Source organism: Longimicrobium sp. (genome assembly GCF_035474595.1).
Classification (GTDB): Bacteria; Gemmatimonadota; Gemmatimonadetes; order Longimicrobiales; family Longimicrobiaceae; genus Longimicrobium.
On the sequence record NZ_DATIND010000157.1, the window covers coordinates 17,984 to 37,160 of the forward strand.

General features: G+C 72.7%; 17 protein-coding genes. 2 read left to right on the forward strand and 15 right to left on the reverse strand.

Annotated elements, in window-relative coordinates; translation table 11 throughout:
- Window positions 1-133 precede the first annotated feature (133 nt).
- Both VLK66_RS27910 and aroF read right to left on the reverse strand, forming a co-directional pair.
- Window positions 134-517, reverse strand: coding sequence for a YraN family protein (locus VLK66_RS27910; protein ID WP_325312804.1), 384 nt, complete (start codon window positions 515-517; stop codon window positions 134-136).
- Window positions 518-760: 243 nt separating this feature from the next.
- Entirely contained in the window at window positions 761-1,816 is a 1,056-nt protein-coding gene (gene aroF / locus VLK66_RS27915) for a 3-deoxy-7-phosphoheptulonate synthase (RefSeq protein ID WP_325312805.1), read from the reverse strand.
- Window positions 1,817-2,104: 288 nt separating this feature from the next.
- On the opposite strand from aroF, the gene VLK66_RS27920 reads away from it, so the two are divergent.
- On the forward strand, window positions 2,105-2,476 hold the full coding sequence (locus VLK66_RS27920) for a hypothetical protein (RefSeq protein WP_325312806.1): 372 nt from the start codon (window positions 2,105-2,107) through the stop codon (window positions 2,474-2,476).
- Window positions 2,477-2,578: 102 nt separating this feature from the next.
- Here the strand turns inward: VLK66_RS27920 and VLK66_RS27925 are convergent, their stop codons facing one another.
- The 8 genes from VLK66_RS27925 to VLK66_RS27960 all read right to left on the reverse strand — a co-directional run bounded on the left by VLK66_RS27925 (window position 2,579) and on the right by VLK66_RS27960 (window position 12,390).
- Window positions 2,579-4,204: a serine hydrolase domain-containing protein gene (locus VLK66_RS27925; RefSeq protein WP_325312831.1), complete on the reverse strand. Its 1,626-nt coding sequence runs from the start codon at window positions 4,202-4,204 to the stop codon at window positions 2,579-2,581.
- A gap of 252 nt (window positions 4,205-4,456) precedes the next feature.
- The gene (gene smc / locus VLK66_RS27930) at window positions 4,457-8,008 is read right to left on the reverse strand and encodes a chromosome segregation protein SMC (RefSeq protein WP_325312807.1); all 3,552 of its coding nucleotides are present in this window, start codon (window positions 8,006-8,008) and stop codon (window positions 4,457-4,459) included.
- Between the two features lie 293 nt (window positions 8,009-8,301).
- Window positions 8,302-9,954, reverse strand: a complete 1,653-nt coding sequence (locus tag VLK66_RS27935) for an SPOR domain-containing protein (protein WP_325312808.1) — start codon at window positions 9,952-9,954, stop codon at window positions 8,302-8,304.
- A gap of 219 nt (window positions 9,955-10,173) precedes the next feature.
- Complete coding sequence (rsfS, locus tag VLK66_RS27940; RefSeq protein WP_325312809.1) at window positions 10,174-10,563, reverse strand: ribosome silencing factor; 390 nt, start codon at window positions 10,561-10,563, stop codon at window positions 10,174-10,176.
- Window positions 10,564-10,982: 419 nt separating this feature from the next.
- Entirely contained in the window at window positions 10,983-11,429 is a 447-nt protein-coding gene (gene rplI / locus VLK66_RS27945; RefSeq protein ID WP_325312810.1) for a 50S ribosomal protein L9, read from the reverse strand.
- 13 nt (window positions 11,430-11,442) lie between these two features.
- On the reverse strand, window positions 11,443-11,664 hold the full coding sequence (gene rpsR, locus VLK66_RS27950; RefSeq protein ID WP_325312811.1) for a 30S ribosomal protein S18: 222 nt from the start codon (window positions 11,662-11,664) through the stop codon (window positions 11,443-11,445).
- Window positions 11,664-12,023: a 30S ribosomal protein S6 gene (rpsF, locus tag VLK66_RS27955; RefSeq protein ID WP_325312812.1), complete on the reverse strand. Its 360-nt coding sequence runs from the start codon at window positions 12,021-12,023 to the stop codon at window positions 11,664-11,666. The genes rpsR and rpsF overlap by 1 nt, the downstream gene beginning before the upstream one ends.
- A 136-nt stretch (window positions 12,024-12,159) precedes the next feature.
- Complete coding sequence (locus VLK66_RS27960) at window positions 12,160-12,390, reverse strand: hypothetical protein (protein ID WP_325312813.1); 231 nt, start codon at window positions 12,388-12,390, stop codon at window positions 12,160-12,162.
- Between the two features lie 215 nt (window positions 12,391-12,605).
- On the opposite strand from VLK66_RS27960, the gene VLK66_RS27965 reads away from it, so the two are divergent.
- Window positions 12,606-13,118 (forward strand): VIT1/CCC1 transporter family protein, encoded by a 513-nt coding sequence (locus VLK66_RS27965; protein ID WP_325312814.1) that lies wholly within the window; start codon window positions 12,606-12,608, stop codon window positions 13,116-13,118.
- Window positions 13,119-13,199: 81 nt separating this feature from the next.
- Here the strand turns inward: VLK66_RS27965 and VLK66_RS27970 are convergent, their stop codons facing one another.
- The 5 genes from VLK66_RS27970 to VLK66_RS27990 form a co-directional block, all read right to left on the reverse strand.
- A complete protein-coding gene (locus VLK66_RS27970; RefSeq protein WP_325312815.1) occupies window positions 13,200-13,448 on the reverse strand; it encodes a hypothetical protein in 249 nt (82 codons plus the stop codon).
- 254 nt (window positions 13,449-13,702) lie between these two features.
- Window positions 13,703-14,143, reverse strand: a complete 441-nt coding sequence (locus tag VLK66_RS27975) for a hypothetical protein (RefSeq protein WP_325312816.1) — start codon at window positions 14,141-14,143, stop codon at window positions 13,703-13,705.
- Between the two features lie 308 nt (window positions 14,144-14,451).
- Window positions 14,452-16,587 (reverse strand): MASE1 domain-containing protein, encoded by a 2,136-nt coding sequence (locus VLK66_RS27980; protein ID WP_325312817.1) that lies wholly within the window; start codon window positions 16,585-16,587, stop codon window positions 14,452-14,454.
- 252 nt (window positions 16,588-16,839) lie between these two features.
- Complete coding sequence (locus VLK66_RS27985) at window positions 16,840-18,177, reverse strand: erythromycin esterase family protein (protein ID WP_325312818.1); 1,338 nt, start codon at window positions 18,175-18,177, stop codon at window positions 16,840-16,842.
- A gap of 59 nt (window positions 18,178-18,236) precedes the next feature.
- On the reverse strand, window positions 18,237-19,175 hold the full coding sequence (locus VLK66_RS27990) for a CHAT domain-containing protein (RefSeq protein ID WP_325312819.1): 939 nt from the start codon (window positions 19,173-19,175) through the stop codon (window positions 18,237-18,239).
- Window positions 19,176-19,177 lie beyond the last annotated feature (2 nt).

The window sequence follows — 19,177 nt, forward strand, 5'->3', positions numbered from 1 at the left end:
GACAAGATGAGCGGTGGCCAGCTCCCGAGTCACCGGCGACTGAAGTCGCAGCAACAACCACGGGAAGCCTCGCAAACCGCGCGAGGCTGTTCGGCCGGCTCAGGCGCGCTTCACGCCCCCGCCGTGACCGCGCCTACATCCGCCAGGCGTCCTCAACGTGCTCGATGCGGGGCTCGCCGCCGGTGGGGAGGAGCACGGCGATGGCGTCGTAGCGGTAGCTGTCGCCCTCGCGGCCGTGGCGGTCCACCCACATCTGGGCCACGAACTGGATCTCGCGGCGCTTCTTCGCGGTGATGGCCTCGAGCGGGTGGCCGTAGCCCAGCCCGGCGCGCGTCTTCACCTCCACGAACGCCACGACCTCGCCGCGGCGCGCGACGAGGTCGACCTCGCGGTGCCCCACGCGGAAGTTGCGCGCCAGCACCGTCCATCCGGCGCGCTCCAGGTGCTCCGCGGCCATGCGCTCGCCGCGGTCGCCCATCGGCTTGTTCTGCGAGACCAGCGTGCGCGGCGCGTCCATACGGAACCCCGGTTGAAAGGATTTCGTGTGCTTGGGCCTGTTCCGATGCAGTGCCTAACCGAATCGTGGCCCGGCTGCACCAAGTCAACCGGGCCACGCTCATGCTGCAAGTAGATCGTTCGCACGGATGCCCGTGGCCCGCCCCGATGGCGCGGCAGCAGTCCGCGAAGGCGGACTTTGGGCCGTTGTTGCCGCGATTTCAATCGCCCGGGGCACCCCCGCGGCGGCCCTGTCCCCTGTCCCCTAAACCACCGCGCGCACCGGCCGCCCGGTGAGCGACGGCTGCATCTCGCGGCCGATGGCCTCGGCGATGACCGCGATCTGCTGCATCAGCTCCTCGAACTGCTCGGGGTAGAGCGACTGCGCGCCGTCGCTCATGGCCCGCTCGGGGTCGGGGTGCACCTCGATCATCAGCCCGTCGGCGCCGGCGGCTACGGCCGCGCGCGCCATGGGGATCACCTTCGCCCGCAGCCCCGTGCCGTGGCTGGGGTCGGCGATGATGGGGAGGTGCGAGAGCGACTTCACCACCGGGATGGCCGTCAGGTCCAGCAGGTTGCGGGTGTGCGTGTCGAAGCCGCGTACGCCGCGCTCGCACAGGATCACCTGCCCGTTCCCCTCGGCCAGCACGTACTCGGCGCTGAGCAGCAGGTCCTTCACCGTGGCCGCCATCCCCCGCTTCAGCAGGATGGGCTTTCCCGTGCGGCCGGCGCGGCGCAGCAGCGAGAAGTTCTGCATGTTGCGCGCACCGATCTGGATGATGTCGGCGTACTCGGCCACCCGCGCCAGGCTTTCCTCGTCCAGTGCCTCGGTGACCACCGCCATCCCCGTCTCCTCGCGCGCCTTGGCCAGCAGCTTCAGCCCCGGCTCGCCCATCCCCTGGAAGGCGTAGGGGCTGGTCCGCGGCTTGAACGCGCCGCCGCGCAGGATGGTGGCGCCCGCCTCGCGCAGCGAGTGGGCGATGCCCACGATCTGCGCCTCGCTCTCCACCGAGCAGGGGCCGGCCATCACCACCACCTCGCCGCCGCCGATGCGCGTGCCGTTGGCCAGCTGCACGATGGTGGGCTCCTCGCGCCACTCGCGCGAGACCTGCTTGTACGGCTGCGAGACGTGGATGATCTCCAGCACGCCGGGGAGCGACTCCAGGCGGTCGGCGTTCACCTTTCCGTCGTTGCCGACCAGGCCGATCGCGGTGCGCTGCTTCCCGGGCATCGGGCGGGCCTCGTACCCCATTTCCTCGATCACGTCCACCACGCGCGTCACTTCCTCGGCGCTGGCGTCGTGCTTCATCACGATGAGCATCGGTGCACTTCGGTTGCGGAACGTTCCCGGCCGGAAATCCACCGAAATCTACCAAGCGCCGCCCCGTGCGTCCACCGTGCGGAGCGGGACGGGGGAGATTCGACGGGAGATGAAGATCGAGGAAGATGCGAGCGGGATTTCACCCTCCGCGCCGGTGAGATCCCTCTCCGCACGACCGGCGTCTCCCCCACACGATGATCCGGCGAGCGACGGACAGGATTCATCGCCCGATGGCGTATCGTTGTTCGGGAAATGGAGATCGGACCCGGAACGACGTCGAGGTGGCGTATGCGGACGGCAATCGCGTTGCTGATGGCGCTGCACGGGATCGCGCACCTGCCCGGGTTCCTGAACTCGTGGGAGCTGATGGCGATGGAGGAGATCCCCTACCACACCACCGTCCTCTCCGGGCGGCTGGACCTGGGGGATGCGGGGATCCGCGCGCTGGGCGTGCTCTGGCTCGCGTTCGCGGCGGTGTTCGTGGCCTGCGCGGGCGGAGCGCTGGCGCACGGCACGTGGTGGCTGCCGTGGGCGATGGGGGCCGCGCTCGGCTCGCTCGTCCTCAGCGCCGCCGAGTGGCCCGAAGCGCGCATCGGCGTCGGCGTGAACGCGGGGCTCATCGCCGCGCTGGTGATCGGCGCGAAGCTCGGATGGCTGTGAGCTGATCGGACACGTTGGACTCACGCAGAGACGCGGAGACGCGGAGGTGGCTGGGCTGCACCTCCGCGTCTCCGCGTCTTCGCGTGAGAGATCGATGCCGGTTTACGGGGTCGATGTCACCGCGGAGCGGCGCACGAACTCGACGCCGAAGATGCGCGGGGTCGACGCGGCGAAGCCGGTCACGCGCCCCGCGGCGTCGCGGCGGAAGACGACGAGGAGATAGCCGTCCGAGAACACGTCGGGGGCGGCCGGGCGCAGCTCGGCGGTATCGCGCGGCATCGCCGCGACGAGCCCGCTCCCACCCGGGCGGATGGCCCAGCGCGCGCCCAGCTCGGGCGAGGCGTAATCGCCCGCGAAGTCCGCTAGCGCGGGCCGCGGCGCGTTCGGGCCCGGGCGCTCGTAGACCACCGCGCGGCCGGCAGCCTCGGAGCGCTCCTCCATCTCCATTCCGCCGTCCGGACGGGGACGGAAGGCGAGCGTGATGGGCTCGCCGCGCACCGCGAAGCGCCCGCCGCCCAGCGGCGACAGCTCGTAGTACGTCACCACCATGCGCACCGCCAGGCGCCCGTCGCGCCAGGCCACGTTGTGGTACTGGTGGGTGGCGCGGCTCACGTAGAAGCCCAGGAACGGCGCCACCGCGGCCGAGTCCACGCGCGGCTCCGGGGCGGGCGCGTGCCCCGCGGCGGCCAGGGTGGGCGCCAGGAAGAGCTCGGCCACGCGCTCCGTGAGCCCGTCGGGCTCGGCCGTGCGCGTGTTGCAGGTGGTGAGCACCGACAGCCGCTGGCGCGGAAAGCGCCACCAGCTGGTGCGGAAGCCGTACTCCAGCCCGCCGTGGTACTCGCGCGCGAGGCCGCGGTACGGCTCGCGGTGCAGCCCGAACGAGTAGGTGCTGAGCGCGCCGCCGGCCATCCGCAGCGTGTCGTGCAGGATGGCCCGCACGCGCCGCCCGCCCACGCGCGCGTCGTAGAAGTTGCGGTCCCACCGGGCCAGGTCGGCGGGCGTGGTCAGCAGCCCGGCGTCGCCCTGGCTCTCCACCGGCGGGAGCATGGGCACCCACCGCCCCTCGCGCAGCGCGTACGCCACCCCCCGGCTCCCGGCCTGGCTGCTGTCGGCGGGAAGCAGGGTGTGCGTCATCCCCAGCGGCCGGAAGATGCGCTCGGCCATGAACCGGCCCAGCGGCTCCCCCGTCACGCGCTCGACCACGCGGCCCAGCAGCAGGAAGCCGGTGTTGCTGTACAGGTACTGCGTGCCGGGCACGAAGCTCAGTCCGTTCACGCGCTCCGCCAGCTCCACCCCCGGCCTGCCGTCGCCCGCGAGCGACGGCAGCTCGCTGTACTCGCGCACCCCGCCCACGTGGTGCAGCAGGTGGCGCAGGGTGACGCGGTGCGGGTAGCGCGGCAGCTCGGGGAGGTAGCGGTGCACGTCCGCGTCCAGCTCCAGCCGCCCCTCGGCCACCAGCAGCGCCACGGCGAAGGCGGTGAACTGCTTGGTGATGGACCCCGCGGCGAAGACGAACCCCGTGTCCAGCCGCGCCCCCGTCTCCACGTTCGCCAGCCCGTACGCGCGAGAGAAGACGACGTCGCCCGCGCGCATCGCGCTCACCACGCACCCCGGCGACCCCGGCGCCGCGAAGCGCGCGAACACCGAGTCCACCCGCGCCGCCGCCGGGATCGCCACCATCCCGTCCCCCGCCCGCTGCGCCGCCCCCGCGCCTGCGCCGCGGACCATCGTCAGCACCAGCGACGCGGCTCCGAGCGCGGCACGGCGGAGGCATATCGAGAACTGCGGCATCGGGAGATGTTCCTGCGGGCGTGCGACGATTCCCGCGCACGGCGGGATGGGCCCGCACCGCAAGCGCAATCCGCACGCCGATGTGCATCGCGTGAGACAAAGTGCAGCGGGGCGACGAAAACGAAGAAGTGCGCCGGATCAGCAGATCCAGCGCACTCCCGCACTTCCGCACTCCCGCACTTCGGTTTCCTACGCCGCCTTCGTATCCCCGCCGTACGCGTACGCGCCTTCCAGCTCCACGCCCACGATCGACGAAACGCCGGGCTCCTCCATCGTCACGCCGTAGATCCAGTCCGCGCTCTCCATCGTGCGCGGGTTGTGGGTGATGACGATGAACTGCGTCTGGCCCTTGAAGTCGTTCAGCAGCTGGATGAAGCGGCCCACGTTGGCCTCGTCCAGCGGTGCGTCGACCTCGTCGAAGAGGCAGAACGGGCTGGGCTTCACCAGGTAGATGGCGAAGAGCAGCGAGAGCGCCGTCAGCGTCCGCTCGCCGCCCGAGAGGAGGTGGATGCGCTGCGTCTTCTTCCCGCGCGGGGATGCGCTGATCTCGATGGGGCTCTCCAGCGGGTCGTCGGGGTCCGCCAGCCACACGTCGCACTCGCCGCCCTGGAAGAGCGACTGGAAGGTGCGGTGGAAGTTCTGGCGCACGGTATCGAAGGTGCCCATGAACACCTCGCGCGCCGTCTTGTTGATCTGCCGGATCGCCGACGCCAGGTCGTCGCGGGCCGACGTGAGGTCGTCGCGCTGCTCCAGCAGGAACTTCAGCCGCGTCTCCTCCTCCTCGTGCTCCTGCACCGCCAGCATGTTGATGGGCCCCAGCGCGTCCACCTGCTGCGCGATCTCGCGCACCTCCGTGCGCCACGCCTCCGCGTCCCCCTCCTCCACGGGGTTGGCGGCGGCGGACAGGACCTCCCACGGGCGCCCCCACTCCACCTCCAGCCGCTCGCGGGCGCGGATGGAGCGGCTCTCCAGGTCGGCGCGCTCCAGCTCCAGCCGGTGGCGCTCCTCGCTGGCCTCGCCCTCGCGGCGGCGGGCCACGCGGGCGCGCTCCTCGGCGGCGTTCACCTCCATCTCCAGCTCGCCCAGCCGCGCGTCGAAGCCGCCGACCTCGGCCGCGTAGCCGTCACGCTCGGCGAACAGCGCCTCCACGTCCTCCCCCGCGCGGTCGCGGATGCCGGAGAGGCCCTCCAGCGAGCGCCGCAGCTCCTCGGCCTCGGCGTTCAGCGTGGCCGAGCGGGCGCGCGCCGCGTCCGCGCCGTTTACGGCGTCGGCCAGGGCGCGCTCCACCTCGCGCAGCTCGCCCTCGGCGCGGGCGGCGGCCACGCGCAGCTCGCTCTCCTCGTCGCGCGCGGCCTCCCAGCGCGCGTCCAGCTCCGCCAGCCCGGCACCCTCGCGCGACGCGGCGGCCTGCGCATCGCCCGCCATGCCGTGCAGCTCGGCCAGGCGCGCGTCCAGCTCCGCCATCCGCGCCGCCGCCGACTCCGCCTCGCGCCGCGCGGAGGCGATCGTCGCCACCACCTGCTCGCGCTCGCGCTCCAGCCGGCCGCGGCGGTGCCCGTGCGCGGCGGTGTCGGCGTCCAGCTGGCGGAGCTCGGCCTCGAGCACGCGCCGCACCTCGTCGGCCTCGCGGGTGCGCTCCTCGGCCAGGGCGATCCGCTCGGCAAGCTGGTCGCGCTCCAGCACCAGCCGGTCGCGCGCCACCTCCGCGTCCTCCAGCTCGTTGCGCAGCCGGCCCAGCATCTCGCGCCGCGCCAGGATCCCCTCCCCCGCCGCCGGCTGCCCCAGGCGGATGACGCCGCGCGAATCGATGGTGTCGCCGAACGCGTCCACCCGCGCGCCGGGGGCGAAGGCGTCCAGCGGGTCCTCGCCGGGAAGGACGACGAGGCCCTCGAGGAAGACGTCCACCCAGCGCTGCCCCGCCCCGCTCCCCGCCACGCCGAGGCGATGCGAGGTACCGCCCAGCGCCTCGCGCACGCCGGGCGCGTCCAGCGGCAGCAGGAGCAGCGTTCCCCCGCCGCTCCACTCCTCGCGGAACCAGCGGCGGACGACGCGGGCGGAGGCCAGGTCCTTCACCACCAGCGCCTGCAGCAGCGACCCCAGGAAGCTCTCCACCGCCTGCGCCGTGGCCCCGTCGGCCGTCGAGGCGCGCACGAAGTCGGCGAGCGGGGCCAGCACGCCGGGAAAGCGCTCGCGCTCGGCCATGATCGCCGTCACCGCGGGGCTGAAGCCCTCGTAGCTGCTCTCCATGGCCTCGCGCGCGGCCACCTGGCTGGCCAGGCGCTGCACGCGGTCTTCCGCCGCGCGCAGCGTGTCGCGCAGCGGCGCCTCGCGCCCGCGCAGCGTCCGCGTCTCCTCGCGCGCCAGGTCCGCCGCGTCGGCCGCGGCGTCCAGCCGCTCGCGCAGCGACATTCCCTGCCCGCTCCACAGCTCCGTCTGCTGGCCCAGCACGGTGATCTCGGCGCCCAGCTGCGACTCCTGCTCGCCCAGCGAGCCCGCGCGCTCCAGCGCCTCGCCGCGCCGGCGCTCGGCCGCCGCGCGCTCGCCCTCGGCCGCGGCGATCTCGCGCGCGATCTCGCGCGAGCGCGACGCGGCGGCCTCGCTGGCCTGGCGGTGCGCGCTCAGCGTGGCGCGCAGGGCGTCGTTCTCCTCCACCCGCGTCTCCAGCCGCTCGCGCACGCCCTCCAGCCGCGCCAGCGCGTGGTCGCGCTCCCCCGCCAGCCGCTCCGCGTCGGCCGACAGCGTCTCCGCCCGGTCGCCCAGCTCCGCGCGCTCGCGCACCAGCTGCTGGATGCGCATCTCCGCGTTGGAGCGGCGCTCGTCGGCCAGCAGGATCTCGCGCTCGCGCGTGGACAGCCGCTGGCGCACGTCCTCCAGCTTCGCGGCCGAGTGCTGGCGGCGGCGGGTGAGCTCGGCCGCCTCGATCCGCCGCTCCTCCAGGATCGCCTCGGCGGTGGTCCGCTCGGTGCGCGCCTCGCCCTCCTCGCGCGCGAGCGCCTCGCGTCTCCGTCCCCCGCTCTCCAGCGCGGCCGCCAGCGACTGCAGCTCCGCGCGCGCGAAGGCGACCTCCAGGTCCAGGCGCCGCGTCTGCAGCTCCTGGTGGCGCTGGGCGCGGCGCTTCTGCCGGGCCAGCGCGCGCACCTTGCTCTCCACCTCGTTCACCAGGTCGTTCAGCCGCGCGAGGTCGACCTCCGCGCCCTCCAGCCTCCGCTGCGCGGCCTTGCGGCGATCCTTGTACTTGCCGATCCCCGCCGCCTCCTCGAACATCGCCCGCCGCTCGTCCGCGCGCTCGGACAGGATCGAGTCGATCATCCCGATCTCGATGATCGAGTAGGCGTTCGATCCCAGCCCGGTATCGCGCAGCAGGTCGTGGATGTCGCGGAGCCGGCAGGCCACGCGGTTCAGCGTGTACTCGCTGCCGCCCTCGCGGAACACCTTCCGCGCGATCTCCACCTCGGTCTGGGGGATGGGGATGGAGGAGTCGTCGTTGGAGAAGGAGAGCGAGACCTCGGCCAGGTTCAGCGGGCGGCGCTTCACCGTTCCCTGGAAGATGACCTCCTCCATCTTCCCGCCGCGCAGCGCCGACGCGCGCTGCTCGCCCAGCACCCACCGCACGGCGTCGGCGGTGTTGCTCTTCCCGCACCCGTTGGAGCCCACGATGGCGGTCACGCCGTCGCGGAACTCGATGAGGGTGCGGTCGGGAAAGCTCTTGAAGCCGTGGAGGCGGAGGGCGCGGAGCTTCACTGCTCTACATCAAGACGGGGAGATGTCGGGATGGGGACGATGGCGCCCGGGATCCGGGATGATACGGATGAGTCCGCGCCGGCGATGACGGATCGGGTCTGGGAGATTCGGGGCCGGGCATCCGGTTGGAAATCCCCGCCAAGTTACAGGGAGAGGGGAGATTGGGGAAGGTCAGCGGCCGCTCCGCCGGAGATCGAAAGGCGGCTGAAGCCGCGGCAACAACGACGGAAAGCCTCGCAAACGGCGCGAGGCTTCAACAGCACGGCGATGTCCCCTGGCCCCTGCCAGGGCGCCTACTTCGACGTGGCCGGCGCCCGGCCGACACGGCGCACCAGCCGCGCGGGAAGGCGCGAGGATTCCAGCGTCTTCTTCATCGGCGCCGCCTGAGCGGTGTCGGCGAAGGCGCCGGCGTACAGCGCCCACCGCTCGGTGCCGTCCGTCTGCGGCACGGCGGCGGGGTAGGCGTCGATAGCCCCCGCGCGAAGCGCCTCGGCCCGGCGCTCGGCGGCCTCCTTCGAGTCGAACTCGCCCAGGTCGAACGCCAGCGGACGCGGCTGGATGAGCGCGTCGGGGCCGCCCACGCTCTCGGGGTCGGCCAGCTTCTTCCGCACCAGCTCGTTGCGCAGCGCCACGGCCTGCGCGGTGTCGGCCAGCGACCCCGCGAACACGCGGTAGTAGACGACGCCGCCGATGTCCTCGGGAAAGACGTAGGCCTCGGTGCCGGGGATCGCGCTCTGCACCTGCCCGGCCAGCTTCCGCGCCGCGTCGTACGCCTGGTCGCCCTGGAACGCCTTCACCACCACCGCGTACGGCCGCGGCGTTCCCGCCGGCCTGACGGTGGGCCCCGCCTGCGCGCGCCGCGGGGGAACGCCCGGCGCCTCGCCCGCGGGTCGCTCGGCGCGCCCGGGAAGCCCCTTCAGCAGGCCGGGAAGGAAGACCATCGCCGCCCCGACCGCCAGCGCCATGAAGGCCAGCACGAGCAGGACCAGCACGAGCGGCGAGATGCGGCGCTTCTTGGGGATCGACTTCTTCTTGCGGCGCTTCCCCGGCGGCTCGTCGCCCACCGTGTCGTCCCACACCGGCTCGGGAACGGGGAGCGCGGCCGCCGACGCGTGCGGCGCCTCGTGCGCGGTGGGAAGCGGCTCGGGCCCACGCGGCGCCGTCTCGCGCGGCGGCCCCATCCACGGCTGGAACCCCGCGGGCTCGGGCTGCGGAAAGCGGTCCCCCGGCGCGGGCGGCACCACCGGCTGCGGCGGGGGCGACACGGGCTGCGGCGCGGAGCCGTACGGCGCGGGGCGGACCGATCCCTCGGCCACGCGGAACGGCTCGCGCGCCGGCGGCGTCAGCCACGCGCGGATGCGGAACGGCGCGGGAACCAGCGAGTCGAAGAGCTCGCCGTCTTCCCGGTCGCCCAGCAGGATCACGTCGCCCGCCCACTCCCCCAGCGCGGGAAGCCCCGGCGCGTCGAGCGGAACGAAGAGGAGGAGCGACGCCTGCGCCTCGCGGAAGCCGTCCACGATCTTGCCCCAGCGCGCGTGGCGGAAGATGGCGTCGGGCTCGGGGGTGTAGGTTCCCGCGGTGATCAGCAGGAAGCCGCGCCCCGGCACCGGCCGCGCGCTCCTCGCCAGCGACGCGCCGTAGAGGAACAGGTCCACCACGCCGTCGAGGTTGGGCACCCCCACGCGCTCGTGGAGCACCGGGTCCTCGATGGAAAGGTCGGCCAGCACGGTGCGCCGGCCGCCCGCGTTCCACCCCGTGGCCAGCGCGATGGCCGCGTCGGCCACCCACGCGCGGTCGGCGCGCGGGTCGAAGAGGATGAGCACGGGGCCCGGGCGGTCCGCGTCGAACGCGGCGGCGCCGGGAAGCCGCTCGAACGTCGGGTCGAAGAAGGTGGGCGGCGGCAGCCTGCGCCCGGAGTAGCCGGTGGCCGTCTGCGGATCGGTCATGGCCTATGGGGATCGGGACCGGGCGAGAGCGGACGGAAAGACTGCGCCAAGTTAAACGGCGGTGCGGAAGTACGAAAGTACGAAGGGAAGTGCGGAAGTGCGGAAGTGCGTGAGTGCGCTGGTTCGGCGCGGGATGGAGCGGGCGCGTCCGGGAACGCACGAACGCGCCGGGGCCGTCGTTACGGCGCCCGGCGCGTCGAGGGCTGCGGAGTCCCGTCCTTACGCGCCGACGGGCGGCGCGAGGACGTAGGTGGGCGCATCGCCCCACAGGCGCTCGAGCTGGTAGAACTCGCGCGCGGCGGGGTGGAAGACGTGCACCACGAAGTCGAAGTAGTCGATCAGCACCCAGCGCGCCTCGCGCTCGCCCTCCACGTTCAGCGGCCGGTTGCCGTCCTGCTTCAGCCCGTCGACCACGTTGCCGGCCAGCGCGCCCACGTGCGTGTCCGACGTGCCCGAGGCGATGACGAACCAGTCGGTGGCCGACGAGATGCCGCGCAGGTCCAGCAGGGTCACGTCCAGCGCCTTGCGGTCGAACAGCAGGTCCACCACGCGGGCCACGTCCTTCGGCAGGTCCTTCACGGACGAGGGCGGCACGGGGGTGATGCTCATCGCTTCTCCGGGTTGAGTTCTGGGTGCCACGCGCACCATCTGCGCGGGGGCAAGTTAAGGGCCGCGCAGGGGATCAGGGAAGTGCGGAAGTGCGGAAGTGCGTGAGTGCGTGAGTCGACTGCGCGGGCATCGATGTGCCCCACCCGCCACATCCATCCATCGGATCCGCCGCGGACGCCGGCCCGCGAAGTCCGCGCAGGCGCCGCGCAGGCGGACTGCGTGCCGTTGTAGCCGCGAGTTCACTCGCATCTTCCACACGCCAACCCGGCGCCGATCCCTTCCCCGCGCCGAACCAGCGCACTTCCGCACTTCCGCACTTCCGCACTTCCGCACTCACGCACTTGCGTCGAACGACGAAGGCGGCCCCGTTCACCGGAGCCGCCCTCGCGACGAAATCAGAGCGAAGCGACGAAAGACGGTCAGTCTTCCGCGATCACCCAGACCTTGACCTCCGGACGCACCTGCGGATGCAGGCGCACCGGCACGCTGGTCACGCCCAGCGTCTTGATCGGCTCGTCGAGCTCGATCTGGCGGCGGTCGATGGTGATTCCCTGCTCGGCCAGCTTCTCGGCGATGTCCGCCGAGGTAATGGAGCCGAACAGCTTCCCTTCCTGCCCCGCGCGGGCATTGAAGGTCAGCGACACGCCTTCGATGCTGGCCGCGCGCTTCTGCGCGTCCTGCATCGTCTCGGCTTCCTTGGCCGCCGTGCGCGCGCGCTCCGCCTCCAGGCGGCGCTTGTTCGCGTCGGTGGCCTCGTAGGCCAGGCCCTGCGGGATGAGATAGTTGCGGCCGTAGCCCGGCTTCACGTCGACGATCTCGCCGGCGTCGCCCAGGGTCTCGATCCGCTGGCGAAGGATGACCTGCATCTGGGTATCCTCCTTACGACTCGAAGCCGGCGATGTACGGCAGCAGCGCCAGGTACCGCGCGCGCTTGACGGCCGTACCCACCTGCCTCTGGTGCCGGGCGCACATCCCGCTGATGCGCCGCGGAAGGATCTTGCCGCGCTCCGTCACGAAGCGCTGCAGCGTCCGCTCGTCCTTGTAGTCGATGGTGCGCGCCCCGAGCTCGCAGATCGGGCACGCCTTGCGGCTGGTACGCATTACTCGTCCTCCCCTTCCTCGGACTCCTCGTCGCGCTTGGGCTCCGGCGGAACCGGGGTGGTGGCAAGGTCGCCCTCGTTGATCACCACCAGGTAGCGGAGCAGCTCCTCGTCGAGCTTCAGGATGCGCTCGAACTCGGGCAGCGCCTCGGCCGGGGCGGAAAAGTGCGACACCACGTAGTAGCCGCTGGTCTGGTCCTCGATGGGGTACGCCAGCTGGCGCCGGCCCCAGTGGTCGACGGCCGCGATGCTGCCGCCGCGGTCGCCGGTCAGCAGACCGTTGAACCGCTCGAGCTTCTGGTCCACCCCCCCCTCGTCGAGCGACGGGTGGAAGATGTACACGATCTCGTAGTCCCTCAAAGTCACCTTCCTCTGGACATGTGGCCCCGGCCCGGTGATGTGCGCGGAGCAGGAAAAAAAGTGCTGCCCCCCGGGTTTGGGGGGCAGCAGAGAAAGATATCACCCTTGCGGCGCCGGGACAACCGCCCGGGGCGGCCTATTTGCCCACCAGCCGCCACCGCGCGAGCGCCACCGTCAGCTCGCCGTACACGATGCACGCGCCCCCCGTGCACGCCGTGACCACCAGGGCGTTCCCCGCCCAGCGCGGCAGGTGCAGGGGGAAGATCAGGAGAAGCGAGATGGCGAGGAGGAAGGCTCCCCAGGCCAGGGTGAGCACCACCCGGCGGCGGATCTCACGCTCGGGGCTCGTCCAGGGCTGCGGCTGCATCGTTGTACACGGTGAGGGGTTCCTGCGTGGGGCCAACCGACCCCCGCGCCGCACGCAAGTTGTGAACCAGCAACGGTTCACGGTGCGACAAAATGCACGCGCGGCCTTGCGAAAGCAAATGGGGGTGGCGGCTGCGGGCGCGGCGGGCACGGTTCTGGAGTGTGCGCCGCTCGCCGCCCCGGCGGCCCACCCACACCACATCCGGAGCATTTCCGTTGACCGACGTCCCGACTTCCGCGCCCCGCCACGAGCAAGCCAACGCGCTGGTGCTGCAGCGCGTGCAGCCCGCGCTGCTGGGGCTGATGGACGGCTCGGTGAGCACCCTGGCGCCGCTCTTCGCCGCGGCCGAGCTCACCCACCGGCCGCTCTCCGCCTTCTATGTGGGGCTCGCCGCCTCCGTGGGCGCGGGGATCAGCATGGGCCTGGCCGAGGCGCTCTCGGACGACGGCGTGGTCAGCGGGCGCGGCAACCCGTGGAGCCGCGGCGCCATCACCGGGGTGGGAACGGTGCTGGGGGGAATGTTCCACACGCTCCCCTTCCTCATCCCCAACCTGCAGACGGCGCTGACGCTGGCGTACGTGGTGGTGGTGCTGGAGCTGATCGCCATCGCGTGGATCCGGCGCCGCTACATGCACAGCCCGCTGGGGCCCACCCTCATCCAGGTGGTCTTCGGCGGCGCGCTGGTCTTCGCCATCGGCATGCTGCTGGGGAGCGCCGGCGCGGGGTGATCCACCGGCATCGACCGACGCGGCGAGGGCGCCGGGGAGTGAAATCCCCGGCGCCCTCGTGCGCTTCCGTCGATCTCCGCGTCAGTGCAGCGCGTACAGCGCCAGGCGCCAGGCGCGGTGCGAGCGCGGCAGGTTGCCGGACTCGGCCAGCAGGTGGGCGGCGTCCAGGAACGCCACCACGTTGTCGGGCACCACCTCGTCGGGCGGGTCGCCGCGGACGGCGCTCAGCAGATCGCGCAGCCGGGCGGCCACGGCGTCGGTGTCCTCGTCCGCGTAGGCCTGTGCCAGCGAGCTGCGCTGGCGCGCCCACCACAGTTCGTCCGTGCGCATTGTCCGCGTGCCGAATCGGTTCCGATTGCCCGTCTGGACATTCGGTTGGACGCACCGGACCGCCGGATGGTTGGCCGGCGGCCCCGCGACAGTCTCCGGCCAATAGACACGCGGTCCCGCGCCGGCGTTACGGCGCGGAACCCACAGGATGTCTCACGTCGTACCCCCCCCGAACCCGGGTGGATTGCGGAGCCGGCGCGGCGGTGAAGAGCGGGGAGATGGAAGGATGTCGCGGCGGGGCGGACGAAGCGGGGTCAGGCGGCGGCCGGGCCGCCCTCCAGCGCGTCGCGGATGCGGCTGGCGAGCTCGACGTGCAGCAGCAGGACGCTGGGATCGCGGCGGCAGACGCGGTCGTAGCGGTTCACGGTGGGCTCGTCGCCCTCGTCCACCGCCACCAGCTCGCGCGCCTGCTCCACGAAGGCGCGGGCGCCGGCCTCGCTCACCGCGTCCTCGCCGGCGAGTGCCTCGTCGATCTCCACGATCAGCCCCGAGAACGGCCGCAGCCAGGCGAAGAACGGCTCCTCGATCAGCGCCTGCAGCAGCTGGGAGTTGGTCACGGGCCCGCGGCTGCGCTCCCACTCCACGCGCTCGGCGTCGATGAGCGCCTTGTGCAGGCGCATGAGCCCGCGGCGGACCTCGACCAGGCGCTGCCGCAGCGGTTCGGGGGTGGGGTTGCGTCGGAAGCGTGTGGCCATGGCGTCGATTCTCGTTCGTGGAAGCATCGATGGCTTCGGACACGAAAGAAGTGCGCCATGTTCCAGATCAGGGGACAGGGGACAGGGTACAGGGGATAGGGACGGCAGAAACGGCACCGCCGGGTTTTCGTGCGCGCGGGCGATGCGCTCGCGTTCACCGGCACCGCTGTCCCGGCCGCTCCGCGGGAGGCTGACGAGGAAGAGAAATCGACGCGGCAGCATCGCTTCTCCCTGTCCCCTGTCCCCTGTCCCCTGTCCCCTGTCCCCTGTCCCCTGTCCCCTGTCCCCTGTCCCCTGTCCCCTGTCCCCTATTCCTCCACCGGCAGCGTGAAGTAGAACCGGCTGCCGTCTCCGGGCGTGCTCTCGGCCCACAGGCGGCCGCCCTGCGCCTCGATGATGGCGCGGCTGAGGGGGAGCCCCATCCCCCGCGCGGCCACGCTTCCGCTCCACAGCGGGGTGAAGAGCTCGCCCAGCGCCTCGGCGGCGATCCCGCACCCGGTGTCGGCCACGCAGAAGCGCACCGCGTCTCCCTGCACCTCCGCGCGCAGCTCGATGGCGCCGCCCTCGGCCGTGTGGCGCACGGCGTTGCCCACCAGGTTGCTGAGCACCTGCAGCGTGCGCTCGCGGTCGCCCACCACGCGCGGCAGCTCGCCCTCGGTGCGCGTGGCGAAGCGCAGCTCCTTGCGCGCCACCAGCGGCTCCAGCAGGAGCGCGGCCTCGCGCAGCACCATGCACGGGCGGAAGGCGGCGCGCTCCACCGGCAGGCTTCCCGCCTCCAGCCGGGTGACGTCGGCCAGGTCCTGCACCAGGTGGCGGATCTGCTCGGCGGCCAGCACCACCGCCTCCAGCGGCTGCCGCGCGCCGCCGGCCGCGCCGTCGTCCAGCACGGCGGTGGCGTTCAGCAGGATGGTGGACAGCGGGTTGCGCACCTCGTGCGACACCATCGACACCACCTTCTGCCGCGCCGCCGCCTCGTTGCGCACGCTGCGGTACAGCCGCGCGTTGTCCAGGTACAGCGCCGCGCGCCGCGCCACGTCCTCGGCCAGCAGCACGTCGGGGCGGCGGTACGGGCGGGCGCCGTCGGTGCGCATCAGCGTGAGCACCCCCACCGTCCGCTCGCGCGCCACGAGGGGGACGAACATCACCGAGCGGATCCGCATCCCCCGCAGGATCTCGGCGTGCCGCTCGTCCACCGCCAGCCGGTCGGCGAACGACCCGTCCACCTCGGGAAGGAAGTCCGTCGCCCCGCTGCGCAGCACGCCGGCCACGCGGCTGTGGGGGTTGCCGGGCGGGGGATAGAGGCGCCGCGTCTCGGCGATCAGGCGGTGGATCTCGGGGTCGCGGTGCAGCGTGACCACGCGCCCGAACTCGCCGTCGTCGGTCAGCTCGTCGATGATGCACCCGTCGGCCAGCCGGGGCACCGCCAGCGCCGCCAGCCGCGACAGCGTCTCGGGGTAGTCCAGCGAGCCGCTGAGCGCCGCGCCCACCTCGGCCAGGAAGGCCGACCGCCGCTCCGCCGCCTGCGCGTTGCGCCGCGCCCGCCGCTCGCGCTTCAGGGCGATGCGGCGCTCGTGGGTGAGCGCGGCCAGCACCATCCCCGTCATCGACACCAGGGCGAGGTAGGCCTGCAGGAAAAGGAGCGACTGCGCGGGATAGGGCGAGGCTGGGTCGTCCACCAGCCGCGCCGCCGCCGCCACGGCCGAGAACGCCACCGCCGCGGTGACGAGGGATGCGCCGCGCTGGCCCGCGCGCATGGCCGCCCAGGTGATGAACGGGAACACCGCGTAGCTGAGCGGCACCTGCGCGACGGGGAACACCTCCTGGCTGCGGAAGGCCAGCAGCGTCACGCCCACGGCCCCCGCGGCGGCGCCGGCGACCTCCAGCATGCGCCCGCGGGGAAGCGGCCGCCGCGTTCCGGCCCACGCCAGCACCACCGGAGCGGCCACCAGCACGCCGGTGCCGTTCCCCGTCCACCACACCAGCGCGGTGCGCGCGCCCTGCACCCAGTCGATGGAGCCGCGCAGCATCAGCGTGGCCGCGCCGATCAGCGCGCTGGCCGCGGGCCCGGGAATGGCCCCCAGCGGCACGAAGCGCAGCACGTCGCGCACGCCGCTCAGCGACGGGCGCACGCGGAAGACGCGGCCCAGCAGCCACGCGCCGATCACCGCGTCCAGCAGGTTCCCCACCGCCATGATGATCGCCAGTTGCGGCGACGCCCCGCCCGCCACCGTGACCACCACCGCCGCCACGTACACTGCGGGCCAGTAGCGGATGCCCAGCAGGAGCAGCCCGGCCAGCGCCACGCCGGACGCCGGCCACACGGGGCTGGCGTTGGCCTGCACGAAGGCGAGCGAAAGCCCCACGCGGCCGGCCACGTAGCAGGCCAGCGCGAGGACGGCCGCACGCAGGTACGGCTGGGCTCGGGACGAAAGGGTAGCGGGCAACCGGGAACGGCGGGAAAACGGCGCGGAAAGGCAGGCGCGGAACGGACCTGCAAGGTACCCACGCCGCGCGGCAGGGGCAACGGCGGGGAACGGACAGAACCGAAGTGCGTGAGTGCGGAAGTGCGTGAGTGCGTTTGTCACTCGCGCACTTCGGCATTCGTCGCACCGAGACCGGCCCCGCCGGAGTCGGAAACCCTCTCCGCGCCGACTCCAGGCCCGCACTCACGCACTCACGCACTTCCGCACTTCCCCCTACACCGCATACGGATACGTCTCCGGCACCTCCTCGCCGCGATGCCAGATCTCCGACGGCTCCAGCGGCTCCACGGCGCGTGTGGTGTCGATGTGGATCACCGCATCGAACTGGTCCGCCAGGCGCGCGTGGAAGTAGTGGCTCACGCGCTCCGAGCGGGGGAGGTAAACGACGCCGATCGCGCGCTCCAGCCGCCGCTCGCGGAAGACTTCCGCATCTCCATTCCCCCGCAGCGGCAGGACGAAGCTGCCGCCGGCCCGGTGCAGCAGCGCCTCCCAGCTGCCGGGGAGCGCCGGGCGCACGCGCTTGCGCTCGCCGGGACGGTCCCAGTCCGACGCGGCGGTCACCGTTCCCGTGTACGTGCTGAAGCCGACGAGCACGGCCTCGTCGCCCCAGCGCTCGCGGGCGAGCTGGCCCACGTTCAGCTCGCCCTCGTCGCCCGGCTCGGTGGCGCGCGCGTCACCCAGGTGGGAGTTGTGCGCCCAGACCACCGCCTTCGCGCGGGCGCCACCGCGGCCGAAGTGCTCCAGCAGCGCCTCCAGCGTGTCGGCCATGTGCGTGTCGCGCACGTTCCACCCCTCGGCCGGCGGGCCGAACATGGTGCGGTAGTACGCCTCGGCGTTGGCCACCAGCCGGGCGTTCTGCTCGGCGTAGAAGAACTCGTCCTCGGGGATGTGCCCGTCGCGCCGCGCCAGGTCGGCGGCGCGGCGCTGCAGCTCGGTCAGCTGCTCCACCGCCTGGTCCCGGCAGCCGGGGGTGACGCCGATCTCGGCCGCGTAGCCGTACGCCTGGCTGTCGCCGCCGTAGCGCCCGAAGCAGGCGTAGCGCGCGCGGGCCCGGCGCGCGGCCTCGGGATCCACCTGGTCCAGGTAGCGGATCACCGCCTCGATCGACGCGAACATCGAGTACAGGTCCAGCCCGTAGAAGCCCGCCTTCGCGCGCCCGGCCGGCAGCGCCTCGTTCCACCCCCGCATCCACCCGAGCAGCTCCACTACCTCGCGGTTCCGCCACATCCAGGTGGGAAAGCGGGTGAAGCCGCCCAGCGCCGCATTCGCGTCCGCGTCGCCGCCCATCCCGCGCACCCAGCGGTTCACGCGGTACGCGTCCGGCCAGTCCGCCTCGGCCGCCATGATGGTGAAGCCCTTCTCCTCCACCAGCCGCCGCGTGATCCGCGCGCGCTCCTGGTAGAACTCGTGCGTGCCGTGGCTCGCCTCGCCCAGGCACACCACGCGCGCGCCGCCGATCATCTCCATCAGCCCGTCGTAGTCGCGCGCGCTCCCCGCAAGCGCCGCCGATCCGCGCCGCGCCGCCTCGATCACCCGGTCTCCATCGGCCATCCGTCACCCCCCGTTTCCGTTCCCCGCGACGGGCGGCAAGCGCCGCGCCGGAGCGGACTTCACGGCGTCGCACAGGGGTGGTCGCGGCTGATGAGCCTGGGGAGCGGGTATTCCGCCATCTCAGCATCCTCCCAGTGCACGCATCCCATCTCGTACGCCTGCGGGACCGAGCACCCGGCCGCGAGCGCCTGGTAAAAGCCGCGCGAGAACTTGATCGCCGACTCGTCGGGGAGCTCGCCCGCGGTGCCGATCACGTAGGGGACATGCTGCGCGATCGCGCACGCCTGCGGCTCCGAGTAGCAGGAGTTCAGCACCACGCATTCGACCTTGAACGGCAGCCTGCGGAACAGCCCCCGCAGCCGCTCCCCCGACATCGGCCGTGCGTAGCCACCCTCGTCTTCCAGGAACAGCCCCTCGTCCTCGTTGCCGTGGCCGCTGAAGTGGAGGATGCGGGGCGTCTGCTCCAGCAGCCCGCGCGTCAGGTCCGGCAGCCGCACGGAAAGCCAGAGATGAACCGCCCAGCGATCGCGGAGGCGGCCGAGCTGGATGGCTTCGCTGATCTCGCGCGCCTCCTGCCCCACCCTGAGCGCCACCAGGTCACGGGGATCCGCGCCAGCCACGAGGATGTTGTCCGGCGGCGGAGCGTCCGCGTCCCGGGCGCGATGTCCGCCGCCGATGATCACGTCCCGCCCGGCGACGGTGGTCTGGTTCCCGTTCCCGACGACGTGCACCTGCACCCCGGCCGAGGCGGGCGGAAACGCGCGCAGGATGTTCCCCGCCATCCAGTCGGCCGCCGCCGCGTCGCGGAGCGCTTCGGCGACGCGCGGGACGCTCCCCTCCGCGTCCGCCCGCGCGGCGTCCGACAGCGTGGCGCGCGTGTCCGCGTCCAGCGTCTTCTCCAGCCGGCTGCAGAGCAGCCGCTGCGGCGCGTCCATCTCCTCCCGCTGCCAATACGCGATCAGCGCCTTTGCGGCCGCATCCGCCGGGTCGATGCTCATCG

Excerpts from the sequence above, each read along its gene's own strand:
- VLK66_RS27910 (WP_325312804.1), bottom strand. The coding sequence starts at position 517 with ATGGACGCGCCGCGCACGCTGGTCTCGCAGAACAAGCCGATGGGCGAC.
- aroF (WP_325312805.1), bottom strand. The coding sequence starts at position 1,816 with ATGCTCATCGTGATGAAGCACGACGCCAGCGCCGAGGAAGTGACGCGC.
- VLK66_RS27920 (WP_325312806.1), top strand. The coding sequence starts at position 2,105 with ATGCGGACGGCAATCGCGTTGCTGATGGCGCTGCACGGGATCGCGCAC.
- VLK66_RS27925 (WP_325312831.1), bottom strand. The coding sequence starts at position 4,204 with ATGGTCCGCGGCGCAGGCGCGGGGGCGGCGCAGCGGGCGGGGGACGGG.
- VLK66_RS27935 (WP_325312808.1), bottom strand. The coding sequence starts at position 9,954 with ATGACCGATCCGCAGACGGCCACCGGCTACTCCGGGCGCAGGCTGCCG.
- rsfS (WP_325312809.1), bottom strand. The coding sequence starts at position 10,563 with ATGAGCATCACCCCCGTGCCGCCCTCGTCCGTGAAGGACCTGCCGAAG.
- rplI (WP_325312810.1), bottom strand. The coding sequence starts at position 11,429 with ATGCAGGTCATCCTTCGCCAGCGGATCGAGACCCTGGGCGACGCCGGC.
- rpsR (WP_325312811.1), bottom strand. The coding sequence starts at position 11,664 with ATGCGTACCAGCCGCAAGGCGTGCCCGATCTGCGAGCTCGGGGCGCGC.
- VLK66_RS27960 (WP_325312813.1), bottom strand. The coding sequence starts at position 12,390 with ATGCAGCCGCAGCCCTGGACGAGCCCCGAGCGTGAGATCCGCCGCCGG.
- VLK66_RS27970 (WP_325312815.1), bottom strand. The coding sequence starts at position 13,448 with ATGCGCACGGACGAACTGTGGTGGGCGCGCCAGCGCAGCTCGCTGGCA.
- VLK66_RS27975 (WP_325312816.1), bottom strand. The coding sequence starts at position 14,143 with ATGGCCACACGCTTCCGACGCAACCCCACCCCCGAACCGCTGCGGCAG.
- VLK66_RS27985 (WP_325312818.1), bottom strand. The coding sequence starts at position 18,177 with ATGGCCGATGGAGACCGGGTGATCGAGGCGGCGCGGCGCGGATCGGCG.
- VLK66_RS27990 (WP_325312819.1), bottom strand. The coding sequence starts at position 19,175 with ATGAGCATCGACCCGGCGGATGCGGCCGCAAAGGCGCTGATCGCGTAT.